We start from the raw sequence: 15,589 nt of genomic DNA on the forward strand, positions 1-15,589 counted from the left end.
AAATTTAATTATTGATCATCTGAGTAATAGGATGCGAATCAGCTAATTTGTCCTTTAACTTTTCGTTAGCAATATGAGTATATATTTGTGTTGTAGAAAGGTTAGTATGGCCAAGAACTTTCTGTATCAACACAATATTTGCTCCGCTATTTAGTAGATGGGTAGCAAAAGAATGCCTAATCACGTGTGGAGAGATCTTATTTTCATCAATATTGCATTTTCTTGCCAACTCCTTCATTAATTGACCGACCCTCTGCCTTGTAATTGGTTTATTAGGTTTATCACCTGGGAATAGCCAATCGGATTCCTTTTCTTTAGAGATCAGATTATCACGAACTGATAAATAATTTCTAAGGCTCTGCAATGCTTGTTCATTAAAAAGAATTTGCCTCTCTCTACCACTTTTTCCCTTTATTATTATATAGCATTCTTTGTTATTACTGTTTATTAAATGTGACACTTCACATAATTTCATACTAATTAGTTCAGAAACACGCATTCCAGAAGAGTAAAGGATATCTAAAATCGCATATAGCCTTTTACTGCTTATCTCTTTATTCGATTCGCTTGCTGATTTTCTCACTGTGTCCATTAGCAAAAATATTTCTTCGACACTTAAATACTTAGGCAAAGGACGAGAAACTTTTGGATTCTTTAATTCAGCATCATTAGCCGGCGCTGGATTAAAATCTATTATTCCGTCATTAAATAGACACTTGTAAAAATTTTTCATAGCGGATATTTTTCTTGATATAGAGCTACTTTTATATTTTTTTTGTGTACATAAAGATTTCACATAATCTTTAATATTGGTTCTGTTTACACCAACCAAGGTAGTGCCGCCTTCCAATAAAAATTCTTCAAACTGGTGTAAATCCGAACGATAACTTTCCAGAGTATTTTGTGCAGCGGACCTCTCTGAAGCTAAAGCATCTATGTAATATGTTATGTAAAGATTTTCTTTTTTATTTTGCGACTGTTTATTTTTCATTATCAGTTCCTATATTTATTTCTTTGGCTATAATTTGATTAGAGGTGTTCCCTGTGTTTCTTATGAGAAAATATGAGACAAATAAAGCACTTATCAATAGAGTGAACATCACAAACTTTTGCTTTAACCTTTTTCTTAAATTTAATCTTACTCTTATCATAGTTAAATTATAACGTTAAATCTATAAAAAACACCTTATATAGCACTTCTCGCAATAGTCCGAATAGGATAAGATATGTGCTTATGCCTATGGTAGAGCAGTAGCATATTATGATCTGTTCGGATTATTGTAAAAAGAGCTATAAAGTGAGCTCTACTATAAATATAGAATACTTCTTAGCTGTATCTATCTATATTTATTATAACATAACATTGATTATAATTCTAACATGGACAGATAGAGATTCCAATTACGTTAGTGTTATTGGTGTTAATAAATTTTTAATATACACCTTTACAAAAGAAGAAATCAAATGGCATCTTTTTTTAATAAAGTGCTAATAAAAGGAACGGTCACATTTGACCCTATAGATTCATTATCTATCTTTTCTATAATTTTATCAATGCTATAGAAAGAACGTTCTATTCTTGCTAAAATATAATTAATCACTTTTAAATCAATTTTTAACTGTTTATCTGAAAATCGTTTTATTAGCATAATTCTTAATAATTCCTCGCTTGCAGGCAAAATTTTTACGCTGATAGTTGATAATATTCGAGAACTTAAATCTCTTAGTTTGAAGTTAAGCTTTTTCGGTGAAATTGAAGAAGTGATTAGCAGCCTCTTGTCGTTTTCTTTCATGTAATTGTAACAATGTAATAACATTGCTTCATCTTTAATGTTTTGTACGTCTTCTAAAATAAAAGCATCGCTATACCTAATCTCGCTTACGAAGTTATTCACATTGATAAAGATTGCATCGTTTATTGATTGCCAAATATGAGCAAGATGAGTTTTACCGGAGCTTTTAGGTCCAAAAAGAATCATACATTTCCAAGATAAATCATTAACTACCGAATTATATACGTGCTTATTTTCATCTAAGATGATGTAATTTTGCCGGCTATAATCAGCTTGATTGTTGTTAAACAAATTTAATTGCACGTTGAACCTCTTACGTAACCTCTTTCTGGTAGTAATTTTTGCGCAGAAATTTACTTACGCTCCTCAAATGTGTCAGGTATTCTGGGCTCATTTCTCCTCTTACCATAAATTGATTATGCAAAAGGTCTGTTAGCAGTTTTTATAAAGCTCACTTTTAAAATATTTATTGATTGCATATTCTACTGATACATTGAACATTGCTATTATTGGAATAAAAAGTAATATACCTGTAAATCCAAAATATGAAGCGCATATAGTAATTCCCAGAATAATTACAGTTGGATGTATATGAACTTTTTTTCCTATTAATAAAGGAACTAATATATTTGAATCTATTAATTGTCCAACACCAAATAATAGCAAAACAGCAGCACTTTCAAACCATCCACTAAATTGAGTGATAGCGCTCAAAAACCCAATAACGGTATATAATAATGGCCCTACGTAAGGTATGAACGTTAACATTCCTGATAAAATTCCAATAACAATAGAGTGTTCCAATCCGATTATGCTCAGGCTCACAGAGTAAAAGACCATCATGACAATACATACATTTACCTGCCCCTTTAGATAATTAGATATAATGAAATCCACTTTGGAAAAATAATCTGCAATTTTTCCTCTGTAAGGAATAGGGATTAATTTACTAGCTTTTTCTATAATTAAAGGCCAATCACGTAATATATAGAAAAACACTACAGGAGTAATCACCATTAATGATACCGTGTTAAAGCTTGAACTTAACACTTGGATTATAAAGTTACTAGCAATATCAAGAGCATTCATGAAATAAGATACATAGTTGCTGTAATTTTCTGCTAGATTTTTAGACAAATGATCAAATAAGCTATCCTCGATTTTCATATTAAGAAATTCTAATACAGAGGGGATTACTTTAAGCTTTAATGAAGGCACTTTACTCACTAAGAAATTTAATATTGAAGTAATTTGAACATATATAATAGGTAAAACAAATGTTATGACTAGTATAAAAGCTATTAATAAAATAAGTATTATAAAAATTACAGAACATGAACGTGGTATTCTATACTTTTCAAACTTGACTACTAGCGGATTAAACAAATATGCAATAATAATAGATATTAAACATGGAAAAATCATAGGACGCATCAGGAATAACATCCCTATTATAAAAAGCAGTATGAAACAAATAGTTATATGACGTTTTTGCATGTGTTTAGCATAGCTAATTTACTGAAAAATATGCAATTTATTTTTCCTATGTTGAAAGTATTTTACGATTTGTAATACTATCGTTTTTTACTAAAATTTAGTTGTTTAATCCGCAGGCAAAGATAGATTTTGAGCTCTCTAAATATCTCTTTTGCTATTATAATTATGCTAGTTAATAGGGGAAGTAACCTTTATATGATGTCAGAAATTTTATTTTTCGGAAAGAATCTTGGATAGAGAGGAAAGCTTCTACAAAAAGAAATATGTGCGCTAAGAAATACAAAATAGCAGCATTAATAGTTGCAGCGGGAGTAGGCAGTAGATGCAATTCTACGATTCCTAAGCAATATATAAAACTGGCAGGTAAATCTGTTTTATTTCATACAATTAAAAGATTTCTGGCTAACCAATATATAGATTACATAAGAATAGCAATTAATAGAGACCATGAAAGTTTCTATGAGAAAGCTATATCACTAATTACAGACACTAAATTACTAAGCCCTGTATACGGAGGAGAAAGCAGGCAAAGTTCAGTTAAACTAGGGCTTGAAAGCTTACAAAAAATTAACCCAGATTTTGTAGTTATACACGATGCTTGTAGGCCTTTTGTGTCAGATGTTCTGATAGATAACTTGGTTGAATCTATGATTAATGATCAATATACAGGAGTAGTTCCAGCAATAGAAGTTGAAGACACTATGTCATTGGTGAGTAATAGTTTTATTGAATCTACGATTTCAAGAGGAAAGCTCAGAGCCATACAAACCCCTCAAATTTTTAATTTCAAAGAATTATTATCATGCCATCAATCAGTCAAAGAATTTACTGACGATTCATCACTAATGGTAGAGCACAAAAAACATGTTGCGATTATTAAAGGTGAGAAAAGCAATTTTAAGTTAACCACAAAAGAGGATATCAATATGGCAAAGCTTCTTTTTGAAGAGCCAAAATTTCGTGTCGGAGCCGGTTATGATATACATAAGTTCATTAAAGTTCAAAATGGTGCTGAAAGCTTTATAAAAATTTGCGGTGTGAAAATTGAACACAACATGGCAATAGAAGCGCACTCTGATGGTGATGTTGCAATACATGCAATCGTTGATGCAATACTCGGAGCACTGGGATGTGGCGACATAGGAGAGCACTTTCCTCCTAGTTCCTCTGAATGGAAAGATTGCAATTCATCTCACTTTCTTGACTTTGCTGCTAAAAAAGCAAAAGAAAAAGGGTACAGCGTGTCTAATTTAGATATTACTATAGTTTGTGAAGAGCCTAAAATATCCCCTTACAAAGTAGAAATGAAGAAATTCATATCAAAAGCATTAGAAATTGATGATGAATTTGTAAATATCAAAGCAACCACTGCAGAGAAATTAGGTTATATTGGAAGAAATGAAGGAATAGCAGTGCATGCTTCTGTGTTATTGCATACAAACTTTTATTGGAAATAGAAACGAAAAAACTTACTTGACACCCTTCGCCAGCCCCCTTACCATGAAACTGAAGCTGTTTATTTATCTTCTCTGTACAGATTAAATGACAAAAAGACTCAACGTATCTGGCGTCTCATGTTTAATTTTTTGCACTATGTGCACCTTATGTCTTTATCAAATTTCTAGCTATACAAGCTAAAATGCGCTTATAAAGCATTTAAAACATCAAAAAACGCCAACTTAAAAAATGGATAGTGAGTAATTAGCTACCCTAGGTTTTCTTTGCCTTTTTTTTCGTTTGGTAAATTTCTTAAACATTTATGGCTAAACGACAACCGTCATCCCGCTACGTGTTAGCGGGATCTAGAGATACCGCGGCGGCATGACGTAGGACTGCTGTTATTCAAGTAGCTGACGCTGGAATCCAGCCTTGCTGTAATCTCATCAAGAACGTTGTGTTTTAACATAAGATCAGCCACTTTTATGCTTACCAACTTAATAAAATTCCTGGATCCAAGTAGTCAGGCTACTCGGATGACACCTTCATAAAGTGAAATGAGATCCCGCTAACAAGCAGCGGAATGACGGGAAAAGAGGTGCTGGGATGATACCTTCACAAAGTAAAATGAGATCCAGCTAACAAGCAGCGGGATGACGGGAAAAGAGGTGCTAGAATGACACCGTTTACTATGTAACATCTCATCATATCACAATGTTCGTACAGTTGTGGCGGTATGACGTAGAAAAACTGTTAACTTAAATCTATATTGACATGTCCCATTTTACGCTTATCCCTAACCTCTTTTTTCCCATATATGGTTAAACTAGCTTTTTCGTTGCTCAAATACTTATGAGAATCATATATATCATTACCTATTATATTTTTCGTCATACAAGGAAAGCGTAATACTACTTCCTGCATAGGTAACCCGCATATTATCCTAACTAGGTGTTCAAATTGACTAACGTTACATGCATCCAAGCTCCAGTGGCAAGAATTGTGAGGTCTGGGAGCTAGTTCATTAACTAACAATTCGTTATCCTTAGTAACAAAAAATTCAATAGCCAGAATTCCTATTACATCAAGCGCATTTGCTATTTTCTTTGCAGCTCGTTGTACCTCTTGAGTTAATTTACTATCTATTTTAGCTGGCACTGTTGAAGTATCAAGTATTCCATCAACGTGGTAATTTTCTGCTATAGGAAAAAAAGCTACTTTACCGTTTTTATCTCTTGCAACGACTATTGAAACCTCTTTCAGTAGATCAACACTTGCTTCAAGAATGTACTCTGTATTCCAATCAAAGGAAGCAAATTGCTTCACTTCAGAATCATCCTCAAGCACATATTGCCCTTTTCCATCATAACCCATTTCTGTTGTTTTCAGCCTTGTTGGATAGCCAAAAGCTCTACTGCTTTTCAGTAGCTCATTATAATTTTGTATACTCTTATAGTTAGCAGTTTTTATACCCAAGTTTTTAATAAAATCCTTTTCTCTCAGTCTGTTCTGCGAAATGTGTAACGCTTTTTTACCAGGATAAAAATTTACATCGATATCAATTGCACTACATGGAATATTTTCAGACTCAATAGTAACTAAATCCACACTCTGTGCAAAAGATTCAAGAGCTTTCTTATTAGAGAAATCTGCTATTGTGAAATCATCAGCAACAGAGCAAGCCGGATCGTCTTTAGCACTGGCAAAAACATGTGTTTTTTGTCCAAGTTTTGTTGCAGCGATAGCAGTCATTTTACCTAATTGTCCACCACCTATTATTCCTATTACTTTTTTGCTAAGCGCATCTGGTTCATTCATACTATAAATTGATACTTCCTAATTAAAGTATACTTGAAAAATCTATGAAAAAAGTATATAATTAAGATACTATTTTCTTATCATGAATATTTTATAATGATAGAATACACACTAACTACCAACTTTGTTGAAGTTACAGTTTTACCAATTTATATTGAAGAGCAATCCATTCCTTATGAAAATTGCTATGTATGGATGTATAACGTTAAGATAAAAAACAAAAGCCAGTCAACTATTCAATTGTTAAGTCGTCATTGGCAAATAATAGATTATAATGGAAAAGTAAATGAAATTGCCGGAGTTGGTGTTATCGGAGAACAACCTGTGATAAAATCTGGAGAGGTATTTAAATACACAAGTGGAACATACTTAAATGTACCGTCAGGAATAATGCAGGGTAAGTATGAATTTCTGAATGAAGAAAGCATAAAAGTTTTTGAAGTTATGATACCACCCTTTTCTTTGGATAGTCCATACATCAAAACTAGACCCCATTAACTGTCAAAATAGTTTATTTGTAACCAGACTGCATTCTGTGATTTTTAGCAAAGCACGATCTTTCATTTGAGCTTTCTTCAATTTAAAATAAATACAGAAACTAGCTATCTTCAAAAATATGGTTGAATAATTGTTAATAATAGTGTATAATTATTAATATTTTCAAGCATTTTTGCCATGGCTCTTTCAAAATTTCTCGATCCTCGCAATGATTTGTGTTTCAAAAAAATCTTTGGAACGGAAAAAAATAAGAATATCCTGATCCACTTTTTGAACGATATTTTAGGGTTTACTGAGATAAATGCAATACAAGAAGTTGAGTTTCTTAGCACTATTATGGATCCCGAAGTTGCCTCTGATAAACAAAGTATTGTTGATGTTCTCTGCAAGGATTCTCACGGAAATATATATATAGCAGAAATGCAGCTCGCTAGAGACAAGGGCTTCGAAAAACGCGCTCAATTATATGCCGCTAAAGCCTACTCAAGACAATTAGATAAATCTGGCAACTACATTGATTTAAAGAAAGTCTTCTTTATTGCTATATCAAATTGTAACTTACTTCCTGAAGAAGTTGATTATATTTCTACTCACAATATACGTGATATAAAAACTAACGGCCATTACTTAAAAGATTTTCAATTTATCTTTATAGAATTGCCCAAATTTTCAAAAAGTAAAGTAGAGCAGCTAGAAAGTACAATAGAAAGGTGGTGTTTCTTTTTTAAATATGCAGAAGAAACAACAGAAGAGGACTTAAAAGAGATAGCAGAAAAAGCACCAATAATAAAGCTGGCGTATGATGAGTTAGACAAGTCTCGTTGGAACGAAAAAGATTTAGTAGCCTATGAAGAAAGGATAATGGATCTACGCAAAGAAGAAGCCATTCTTGAATACAGACTTGATCTTGCTACTGAAAAAGGCAAAAAAATTGGTAAAGAGGAAGGGAAAATTGAAGTCGCAAAAGCAATGCTGGCTAATAATGTTGATGTCAACACTATTGTCAAGTTTACTGGCCTTTCTATTAGTGAGATTGAAGAATTAAGTGGAAATCTGTGAACGGTTACGTTTATTTTTTATCCTTATCATCAAGTGTAAATAAGGTTATTGTAGAGATTAAGCCTATTATAACTATTATTAACGAGAATGGGGCAGCTTCTCTATAGCGCTCATCGCTTACAAGTTCATATATTCTAGTTGATATAGTTTCAAAATTAAATGGTCTTATAATAAGTGTTGCTGTGAGCTCTTTGATAGTATCCATAAATACGAGCAAAAATCCCGATAATATACTCTTCTTGATGAGAGGGATATGAACATTCAAACATGTGGAAATAGGTCCATGACCCATAGTATATGCAGTCCACTCAATTTCATTTGGTGTTTTTTTGAGCCCTGACTCTACCGCCTTGAAAGATATAGCAAAAAAACGAAATAAATATGAGTAAACTAATGCGCCAATAGTTCCTACCAAGCTAATTTCCACAATATATTGAGTAATGAAAGAGGATATTCTGCTTAAAAATATTATTATGCTAATTGCGATAATTGCATTTGGAATTGCGTAGCCTAAAGAAATGAGACGTGCTACATTATTGATTACCTTATTTTTACGCGCCGTATATCCAATAATTATTGCAATGCTAATTGAGATTAGTGCAGTGATGAATGATAAACTAACGCTATTTGCTATTATGTTATAGAATCTTGCTTCATATATGAAAAACCCCTTCTCTATGCTCCAATATATGAGCGGAATCATTGGCAAAATAAAACCTATTAATATCGGCAATACACACATAAGATAAGCAAAGATCAATGGTATAGTGCCACTTATACTCCGTTTGTTGTGATAATCTGAATTGGTATTGATTGAAGAGTAGGATATTCCTTTTTTTTGTAGTTTTTTTTCGATAGCTATTAGTGTTGCAACGAAAATCAACTCTGCAACTGCTAAAACAGTAGTTGAATATTTGTCATGCAGTAAAAACCAGGTGCGATATATTCCTGTCGTAAAAGTATCGATAGCAAGAAACTGTGGTGTGCCGAAATCTGTAATTACTTCCATTAGTACCAAAGACAACCCAGCTATAATCGATGGGCGTATGGAGGGTATGATGACAGAAAACAGGCTCTTCAATGAGGAGAACCCAAGTGTTGACGCAATAGTGACTGAGTTACTAACATTCTTTAGACTTGAGCGGACTAACATATAAACGTATGGATATAGGCTGAATCCCATTACTAATATTCCACCACCTAGGGATTTTATTTCAGGAAACCAATAGTCACCTTTGCTCCACTCTAAAATGTCTCTTAATGAGCTCTGCACCGGACCTGAAAACTCTAGCGTATTTACATAGACGAACGCTACTATATATCCAGGAATCGATATCGGAAAGAACAAAGCAATCTCAAAAATTTTACTTCCAGGAAATGAAAAAAATGTGGTGAGCCAAGCTGGAATTACTCCAAATATGAAAGATATTCCCCCCACTCCTATCATCAAAATTAACGTACTCAGTATATATTCAGGGAAAAGTGTGCTGATTACCCATCCGGAATTTGCTGTATCTGTAAATAGAATTGATATTAATGATAATATTGGACAGACGAATAATATACTTACTAGAAATAAGAATATATTTTTAAATACTCTTAAAAACATTAATTTGAATCTATATTTTATATTAAAATGTTATATGTAAAAACTGAAGATATCCAGTAATTATAGCTCTTTTTACAATAATCCGAACAGACCGTAATATGCTACTGGCCTGCTATAGCCATAAACACATATCTTATCGCATTCGGACTATTATAAGAAAGGCTATAACAGCCGTACTATTGAATATCTTTATAATTTTGTATATCATGTTTTTAGTTGATAAGTGAATAATCATGAGCTTCGTCATTGCAACTTTCTATCACTTTGTAGAACTCTCTAATTATTATGACATGAAAGACGAAATAAAAGCTGCATGCAACAACGTTGAGTTAAAGGGCACTATACTCCTTGCAGAAGAGGGTGTTAATGCAACAATATCTGGTGAAAGAAACGCAATTGATAAAATATTCGATTTTCTACGTTCTGATTATAGGCTAAGGGACCTTACATGGAAAGAGAGTGCAGCAGAATATCAACCATTTAGCAAGATGAAGGTAAAATTAAAAAGAGAGATTGTGAATCTTGGTGTAAGCAATCTTGATATTTCCCTTAAGGGTAAATATGTTGATCCAGAGCATTGGGATGATTTTACTTCTCAACCTGACGTTTTAGTAATAGATACACGAAACGAGTATGAAGTGAAATTAGGCAAGTTTAAGAATGCAATTAATCCACACACACAATGTTTCCGTGAGTTTCCTCAGTGGACAGAGTCATTTTCTGAGAGTAAAAACCTGAAAGTGGCTATGTACTGCACTGGTGGGATTAGATGCGAAAAATCTACAGCATATATGAAAAGCCTCGGATTTAGTGATGTTTACCATCTTAAAGGCGGCATTCTTTCTTACCTTGAAAAAACTTATAATAAAAATGGTAATTGGAAAGGAGAATGTTTTGTTTTTGATGATAGAATTGCTGTTGATAACTCACTTACTCCAAGCAACACAATAAAATGCATATTCTGCTCAAATCAAGTTTCAACTGATAAACTGAAATCAGTTCCACGTGGCCAAGTGGTTTGTTCTGATTGTAAACTTCAGTGTTATAGCTATAATAAATAAAACATCATACTGCTGAAGTTGTATGCACGTTGTGATTTGAGAGCAACCTCTACCAGAAAGGGTGTCATGCAAGTGCCCAGACACTGGCATCCAGGTTCTTTTTTTCTAGATTCCAGCGTCACACGCTGGAATGACAAAAAAGCTGATTTTTAACGTAGATAATGGTTATGCAAGAAGTCTATTTCTTGCCCTTAATCAACTCTAAAGCCTTCTCCAAATCTATACTTTCAACATCTGCACTCTTGCCCAAAGCAACGTTTGTTTTACCGCATTTTATATAGAATCCGTACCTACCGTTGCAGATAAAAACTTCTTTTCCCTTTTCATTAACCCCGAGAGATTTTAACTCTTTGCGTGGACTGTTTGCAATAATTTGTACAACTTCGCTCAATTCTGTATTCAGCACCTCTTTGGAGCTTTTCTTAAGAGAAAAGTATTTACCATCATAGAAAATATAGTACCCAAATCGCCCAAGGCCTATTTTTACTTCCTTTCCGGTTTCAGGGTGTTCTCCGATTACTTTTGGCAAGGAAAGTAACTGAGTAGCGGTGCTCAGATCAATCTCATTAACATTTATATCTTTTGGTATGGAAACCGTTTTTTTCTTTTTTAACTCGTTATTAAACTCCAGATAAAGTCCAAAAGGACCCTTTTTGATCATCACTTCTTGGTTTGTTATATCATCTACACCTAAACTTTTTGGATATTCTGAATTGTCGTTACTGCCCGTAATTTCTTTTGTATGGTTGCATTCAGGATAGTTAGAACATCCAAGGAACACCCCGGCTTTTCCAAAGTTCAATTTCAATATGCCACCTAAGCAGTCAGGGCATTTCGTATTCACCTCTTTTCTTCCTTCTTCTGAACAAAACCAATCGATTACCAAATCGTGAATGCCGCTGAAAACTTCATCATGCGTCATTTGCTTGACAGAGTTTACATGACCAAAAAATGGCACCCAAAAGTGGCCTAATTCTTTTTTCCAATCTGCATGTCCATTTGAAATTAAATCAAGCTTTTCTTCCATTTGTGCTGTGAAATCATACTCTACACAACGCTGAAAAAAAGTTTCTAAAAATATAGTAACGATTTTACCACGACTGCTTGGAATAAACCTTTTGCTATCCAATGAAACGTACTCACGATCTTGTAATACCGAAATAATTGTTGCATAAGTTGATGGTCGACCTATACCGATTTCTTCCATTTTTTTTACGATACTTGCTTCACTATAACGAGGTGGCGGTTGAGTGAAATGTTGTTTTGGCTCAACTGAAATCAGCTTGCATGCTTCCCCTTCCTTCATGGCAGGTAGCAGGCCTTCATTTTCGGCTTCCATGTTATCTTGATAGACTCTATAAAAACCATCAAAGAATATACTTGATCCACTTGCTCGCAGAATTACTTTCTGGTCAGTAGAACTAATTTCGACTACCACTTGATCAAGGATCGCCGATTCCATTTGACTTGCAATGGTTCTTTTCCAGATTAAATCATACAATTTAAATTGCTCTGGCGTTAGATAATCCTTAATACTACCCGGCGTTCTACTTATATCAGTTGGACGAATTGCTTCATGTGCTTCTTGAGCATTTTTGACCTTTTTTACATATTTACGAGGAGACTGCGGTAAATATTTATCACCATATAATGACTTAATTGACCCTCTAATTGAGTTTATAGCCTCATCTGCAATATGAAACCCATCTGTACGCATGTAAGTTATCAACCCTACAGTTTCACCACCAATATCGATACCTTCATATAAATTTTGCGCTATGCGCATAACACTTTTCACATTAAAATACAGTTTATTCACTGCATCTTGCTGAAGACTTGAAGTAATAAACGGAGGAAGTGGGTTTCTCTTAACTTGCTTGCGTTCTACTGTGCTTACAGCATATTGCCTTGACTCAATCTCCCTGACTAAGTTCTTTGCTTCTTCTTCATTCTTAATATCAAATTTTTCTAGCTTTTTATTGTCATAGTGGCTTAGCATAGCAAAAAAAGCCTCATCTTTGCTATTTTGCATTTCTGCCTTTATGCTCCAATACTCCTGTGTTATAAATTTACTAATTTCATCTTCTCGTTCGCATATAATCTTTAATGCAACAGACTGCACGCGTCCTGCAGACTTGCTCCCCGACAATTTTGTCCACAGCAGTGGTGACAAACTAAACCCAACTAGATAATCCAAAGCTCTACGTGCTTGTTGTGCACGCACTAAATCCATATTTATTTCACGTGGATTTTTTATAGCCTCTTGAACTGCTCTTTTTGTTATCTCATTAAAGACTACTCTATGAATGTTGCTTTTATCATTGATTGCTTTCTTTTCTTTTAATGTCTCTATCACATGCCAAGCCATTGCTTCCCCTTCTCTGTCTGGGTCTGTTGCAAGATATATATCTGATGTTTTGCTTGCTGCTTTTACTAGCTCTTTTATATATTTTTCTGCTTTTTCAATGGTTTCATACTTTATAGCAAAATCATTATCCGGATCGATAGAGCCGTTTTTTGCTGGAAGATCCCTCACATGTCCAAAGGATGCAGCTACTTTGAACTCTTTACTCAAATATTTACCTATTGTCTTTGCTTTCGCAGGTGATTCAACTATTAATAATGCCATATTGTTAATTATTTTAGTACTTAAAGATAATATGTTGAGAAATATACAATGAAAAGTAAAAAAATATTTTAATGGTTCTTGTGAATTTTACGAACCGGGTTGTGGGACCTTTTCAGAAAACCCTTGGAAGTTGCTATTTTTAAGTGACTTTGAAGGCTCATTACAATAGTATATGATCGCAGCAGCAACGAGAAGCTAGATTCCAGTGTCAGCTACTTGCATGACAAAAAAAGGAGCGCTGGGATGACATCCTCCCTTGTGGAAATTGCTCTCAAATCACAATGCTCGTATAGCTGCGACCCTAGAGGTACTGTTTCTCACCCACTGCAAATATTGCACGGTACTATCCACTTGGTCGTCGTGGCGCGTTTCTGGGAACATTAAAATCTCATACTCAAAATCGTTCAGCCATACTGCTTGATGTGGCAGAAAAACCTTGCCAGACTCTATAATCGGAACAATTTGATGAAATCGAGTGAGCTTGTCATCATGTGGCACTATTTCAATAATCGGTAAATCACTGTTTGTCTTTAGCTCTTGCACCAATTGTTGACCACTTGTTTTTGCTTCGATTAAAATTGCGTGTGGCGTCCATCTTGCAGCTAGTGACAAAACCTGTTCTTTAAGCTTTGGATACTCAAGCTTTGCGCGATATACGTCGAGTAAATAGAATTTATTATCTATTTTTGCCAAGGTGATGCAGACACTAAAGTTGCTCATGTTACTTGTTGAAACCGCAGTATCCCAACTTTGTGTTATATGCGAGAGATTATCAGGAAAGTTTTTATAGCGTTTCAACCACTCTGGTTTAATTATACCACTTGAAAGCGGCAGAGGGTTTTGTTGATATTGAGCAGCAAAAGCGTAACTCCCAAGTTCAGCTTTTATTATCTCAACTTCTTCTTTTCCTCCATCGAGGGGATATAACAACTGACCTTCTTCTCTTGAATATAATATCCTTACAGGTGACGCTGGTTTATTATATAATCGCCTGGTCGCACAGTGCTGAGCTACTCGGATGATAGGAACGGGAGGTATTGGCTTTTTGATTGAATAAATAACCTGCTTATTTTCAGAAATCATTGGCAAACAAATATGATGCCATATGTTTTTTGGCTTGGAGAGAAGGTGTCCAGTTAAGTCCTCCTGGTGTAGCCTGTGCATTACAAGAACGATGACTCCTTTTTTTCTATCGTTCAGCCTGGTTACTAAAGTCTGATCAAACCAGTTTGTGGCACGCTTTCTAAGCGTTTCACTCAAAGCTTGAGCAGAACTGAGCGGATCGTCCACAATGATAAAATCACCACCTTCACCAGTTAGTGTTCCACCAACTGATGTTGCGATTCTGTATCCTCTCTGCACTGTTTGAAATTTATGTTTTGTATTCTGGTCTTTGGATAGTTCTATCTCTGGAAATAGCGCTCTATACCAACTAGACTGCATCACGCACCTGGTGTCGAGCGAGTGCTTTTCGCTGAGCCGCTGAGAATAACTTGCAACTATTATTCTCGCAGTTGGTTGTTTTCCCAGTATCCATGCGGGCCACGCAACGCTTATGCACATGGACTTCATCGAACGCGGAGGCATATTGAATATTATTCGTTTCACTTCACCAGCGCTCGCTGCTTCCAGCCTGTCTGCTATGACTTTTATAGCTCTTTTTACAATAATCCGAACAGACCGTAATATGCTACTGGCCTGCTATAGCCATAAACACATATCTTATCGCATTCGGACTATTATAAGAAAGGCTATATATACTGATAACCGTTATACTCACACCCCGGCACTACCGTTTGAAAGCACAGTTCAATGAATTTTAGAAAGTTCATGATATAATGTTGAAACCAGCGCGTGACGCTGGGATGACAAAAAAAGGAGCACTGGAATGACACCCTACTTAACCGTCATACCGCGATTCATTCGCTGTATCTCTTAACATAGATCCCGCTAACACGTAGCGGGATGACGAATTACTTAACCATCATTACACCGTCATACCGCGATTCATTCGCGGTACCTCAAAGCATAGATCCCGCTAACACGTAGCGGGATGACGGTTGTTGTTTAGCTATAAATATTAAGAAATTTACCAAATGAAAAAAAAGGCAAAAGAAACCCTTGGGTTATTATCCGCTTTAAAATATTGGCGTTTTTTATGTTTTAAACGCTTGACAAGCGAGATTCA

The 15,589-nt window shown here is 34.7% G+C and carries 12 protein-coding genes and 2 pseudogenes; 6 read left to right on the forward strand and 8 right to left on the reverse strand.

The annotated features are described in order from the left end of the window. Nucleotides 1-4: 4 nt before the first annotated feature. Complete coding sequence (locus OZD68_RS04760) at nucleotides 5-991, reverse strand: tyrosine recombinase (protein ID WP_182309651.1); 987 nt, start codon at nucleotides 989-991, stop codon at nucleotides 5-7. 270 nt (nucleotides 992-1,261) lie between these two features. On the opposite strand from OZD68_RS04760, the gene OZD68_RS04765 reads away from it, so the two are divergent. After that, nucleotides 1,262-1,492, forward strand: coding sequence for a hypothetical protein (locus OZD68_RS04765; RefSeq protein ID WP_182309652.1), 231 nt, complete (start codon nucleotides 1,262-1,264; stop codon nucleotides 1,490-1,492). Here the strand turns inward: OZD68_RS04765 and OZD68_RS04770 are convergent. Together OZD68_RS04770 and OZD68_RS04775 are read right to left on the reverse strand one after the other, a co-directional pair. Beyond that, nucleotides 1,461-2,096: a DnaA ATPase domain-containing protein gene (locus tag OZD68_RS04770; protein ID WP_182309653.1), complete on the reverse strand. Its 636-nt coding sequence runs from the start codon at nucleotides 2,094-2,096 to the stop codon at nucleotides 1,461-1,463. The two genes, OZD68_RS04765 and OZD68_RS04770, sit on opposite strands and share 32 nt — an antisense overlap. A gap of 129 nt (nucleotides 2,097-2,225) precedes the next feature. Next, a complete protein-coding gene (locus OZD68_RS04775; protein ID WP_182309654.1) occupies nucleotides 2,226-3,290 on the reverse strand; it encodes an AI-2E family transporter in 1,065 nt (354 codons plus the stop codon). Between the two features lie 263 nt (nucleotides 3,291-3,553). On the opposite strand from OZD68_RS04775, the gene OZD68_RS04780 reads away from it, so the two are divergent. Continuing rightward, entirely contained in the window at nucleotides 3,554-4,747 is a 1,194-nt protein-coding gene (locus tag OZD68_RS04780) for a bifunctional 2-C-methyl-D-erythritol 4-phosphate cytidylyltransferase/2-C-methyl-D-erythritol 2,4-cyclodiphosphate synthase (protein ID WP_182309655.1), read from the forward strand. 733 nt (nucleotides 4,748-5,480) lie between these two features. Here the strand turns inward: OZD68_RS04780 and OZD68_RS04785 are convergent. Then, the gene (locus tag OZD68_RS04785) at nucleotides 5,481-6,545 is read right to left on the reverse strand and encodes a 5-(carboxyamino)imidazole ribonucleotide synthase (RefSeq protein ID WP_182309656.1); all 1,065 of its coding nucleotides are present in this window, start codon (nucleotides 6,543-6,545) and stop codon (nucleotides 5,481-5,483) included. 96 nt (nucleotides 6,546-6,641) lie between these two features. Between OZD68_RS04785 and apaG the strand changes: the two genes are divergently transcribed. Both apaG and OZD68_RS04795 read left to right on the forward strand, forming a co-directional pair. After that, nucleotides 6,642-7,043 carry a Co2+/Mg2+ efflux protein ApaG gene (apaG, locus tag OZD68_RS04790; RefSeq protein WP_182309657.1) on the forward strand — a complete coding sequence of 134 codons (402 nt, stop codon included), beginning with the start codon at nucleotides 6,642-6,644 and terminating at the stop codon, nucleotides 7,041-7,043. A gap of 177 nt (nucleotides 7,044-7,220) precedes the next feature. Continuing rightward, entirely contained in the window at nucleotides 7,221-8,102 is an 882-nt protein-coding gene (locus OZD68_RS04795) for an Rpn family recombination-promoting nuclease/putative transposase (protein ID WP_182309658.1), read from the forward strand. A gap of 10 nt (nucleotides 8,103-8,112) precedes the next feature. Here OZD68_RS04795 and OZD68_RS04800 read toward each other — a convergent pair whose 3' ends face one another. After that, entirely contained in the window at nucleotides 8,113-9,711 is a 1,599-nt protein-coding gene (locus OZD68_RS04800; RefSeq protein WP_182309659.1) for an ABC transporter permease, read from the reverse strand. Between the two features lie 98 nt (nucleotides 9,712-9,809). Here OZD68_RS04800 and OZD68_RS04805 point away from each other — a divergent pair, with 98 nt between their 5' ends. Then, nucleotides 9,810-9,938 carry a hypothetical protein gene (locus tag OZD68_RS04805; RefSeq protein WP_259366054.1) on the forward strand — a complete coding sequence of 43 codons (129 nt, stop codon included), beginning with the start codon at nucleotides 9,810-9,812 and terminating at the stop codon, nucleotides 9,936-9,938. Nucleotides 9,939-9,944: 6 nt separating this feature from the next. Then, nucleotides 9,945-10,772 (forward strand): oxygen-dependent tRNA uridine(34) hydroxylase TrhO, encoded by an 828-nt coding sequence (trhO, locus tag OZD68_RS04810; protein ID WP_182309660.1) that lies wholly within the window; start codon nucleotides 9,945-9,947, stop codon nucleotides 10,770-10,772. Nucleotides 10,773-10,950: 178 nt separating this feature from the next. Here trhO and topA read toward each other — a convergent pair whose 3' ends face one another. The 3 genes and pseudogenes from topA to terL all read right to left on the reverse strand — a co-directional run bounded on the left by topA (nucleotide 10,951) and on the right by terL (nucleotide 15,233). Beyond that, nucleotides 10,951-13,401 carry a type I DNA topoisomerase gene (topA, locus tag OZD68_RS04815; RefSeq protein WP_182309661.1) on the reverse strand — a complete coding sequence of 817 codons (2,451 nt, stop codon included), beginning with the start codon at nucleotides 13,399-13,401 and terminating at the stop codon, nucleotides 10,951-10,953. A gap of 87 nt (nucleotides 13,402-13,488) precedes the next feature. Then, nucleotides 13,489-13,587 (reverse strand): annotated as a pseudogene (locus OZD68_RS06800) (TomO hydrophobic C-terminal domain-containing protein); the annotation flags it as partial. A gap of 90 nt (nucleotides 13,588-13,677) precedes the next feature. Beyond that, nucleotides 13,678-15,233 (reverse strand): annotated as a pseudogene (terL, locus tag OZD68_RS04820) (phage terminase large subunit). Between the last annotated feature and the right edge of the window lie 356 nt (nucleotides 15,234-15,589).

Source organism: Wolbachia endosymbiont of Drosophila bicornuta (assembly GCF_028982105.1).
In the GTDB taxonomy this organism is placed as follows: Bacteria; Pseudomonadota; Alphaproteobacteria; order Rickettsiales; family Anaplasmataceae; genus Wolbachia; species Wolbachia pipientis.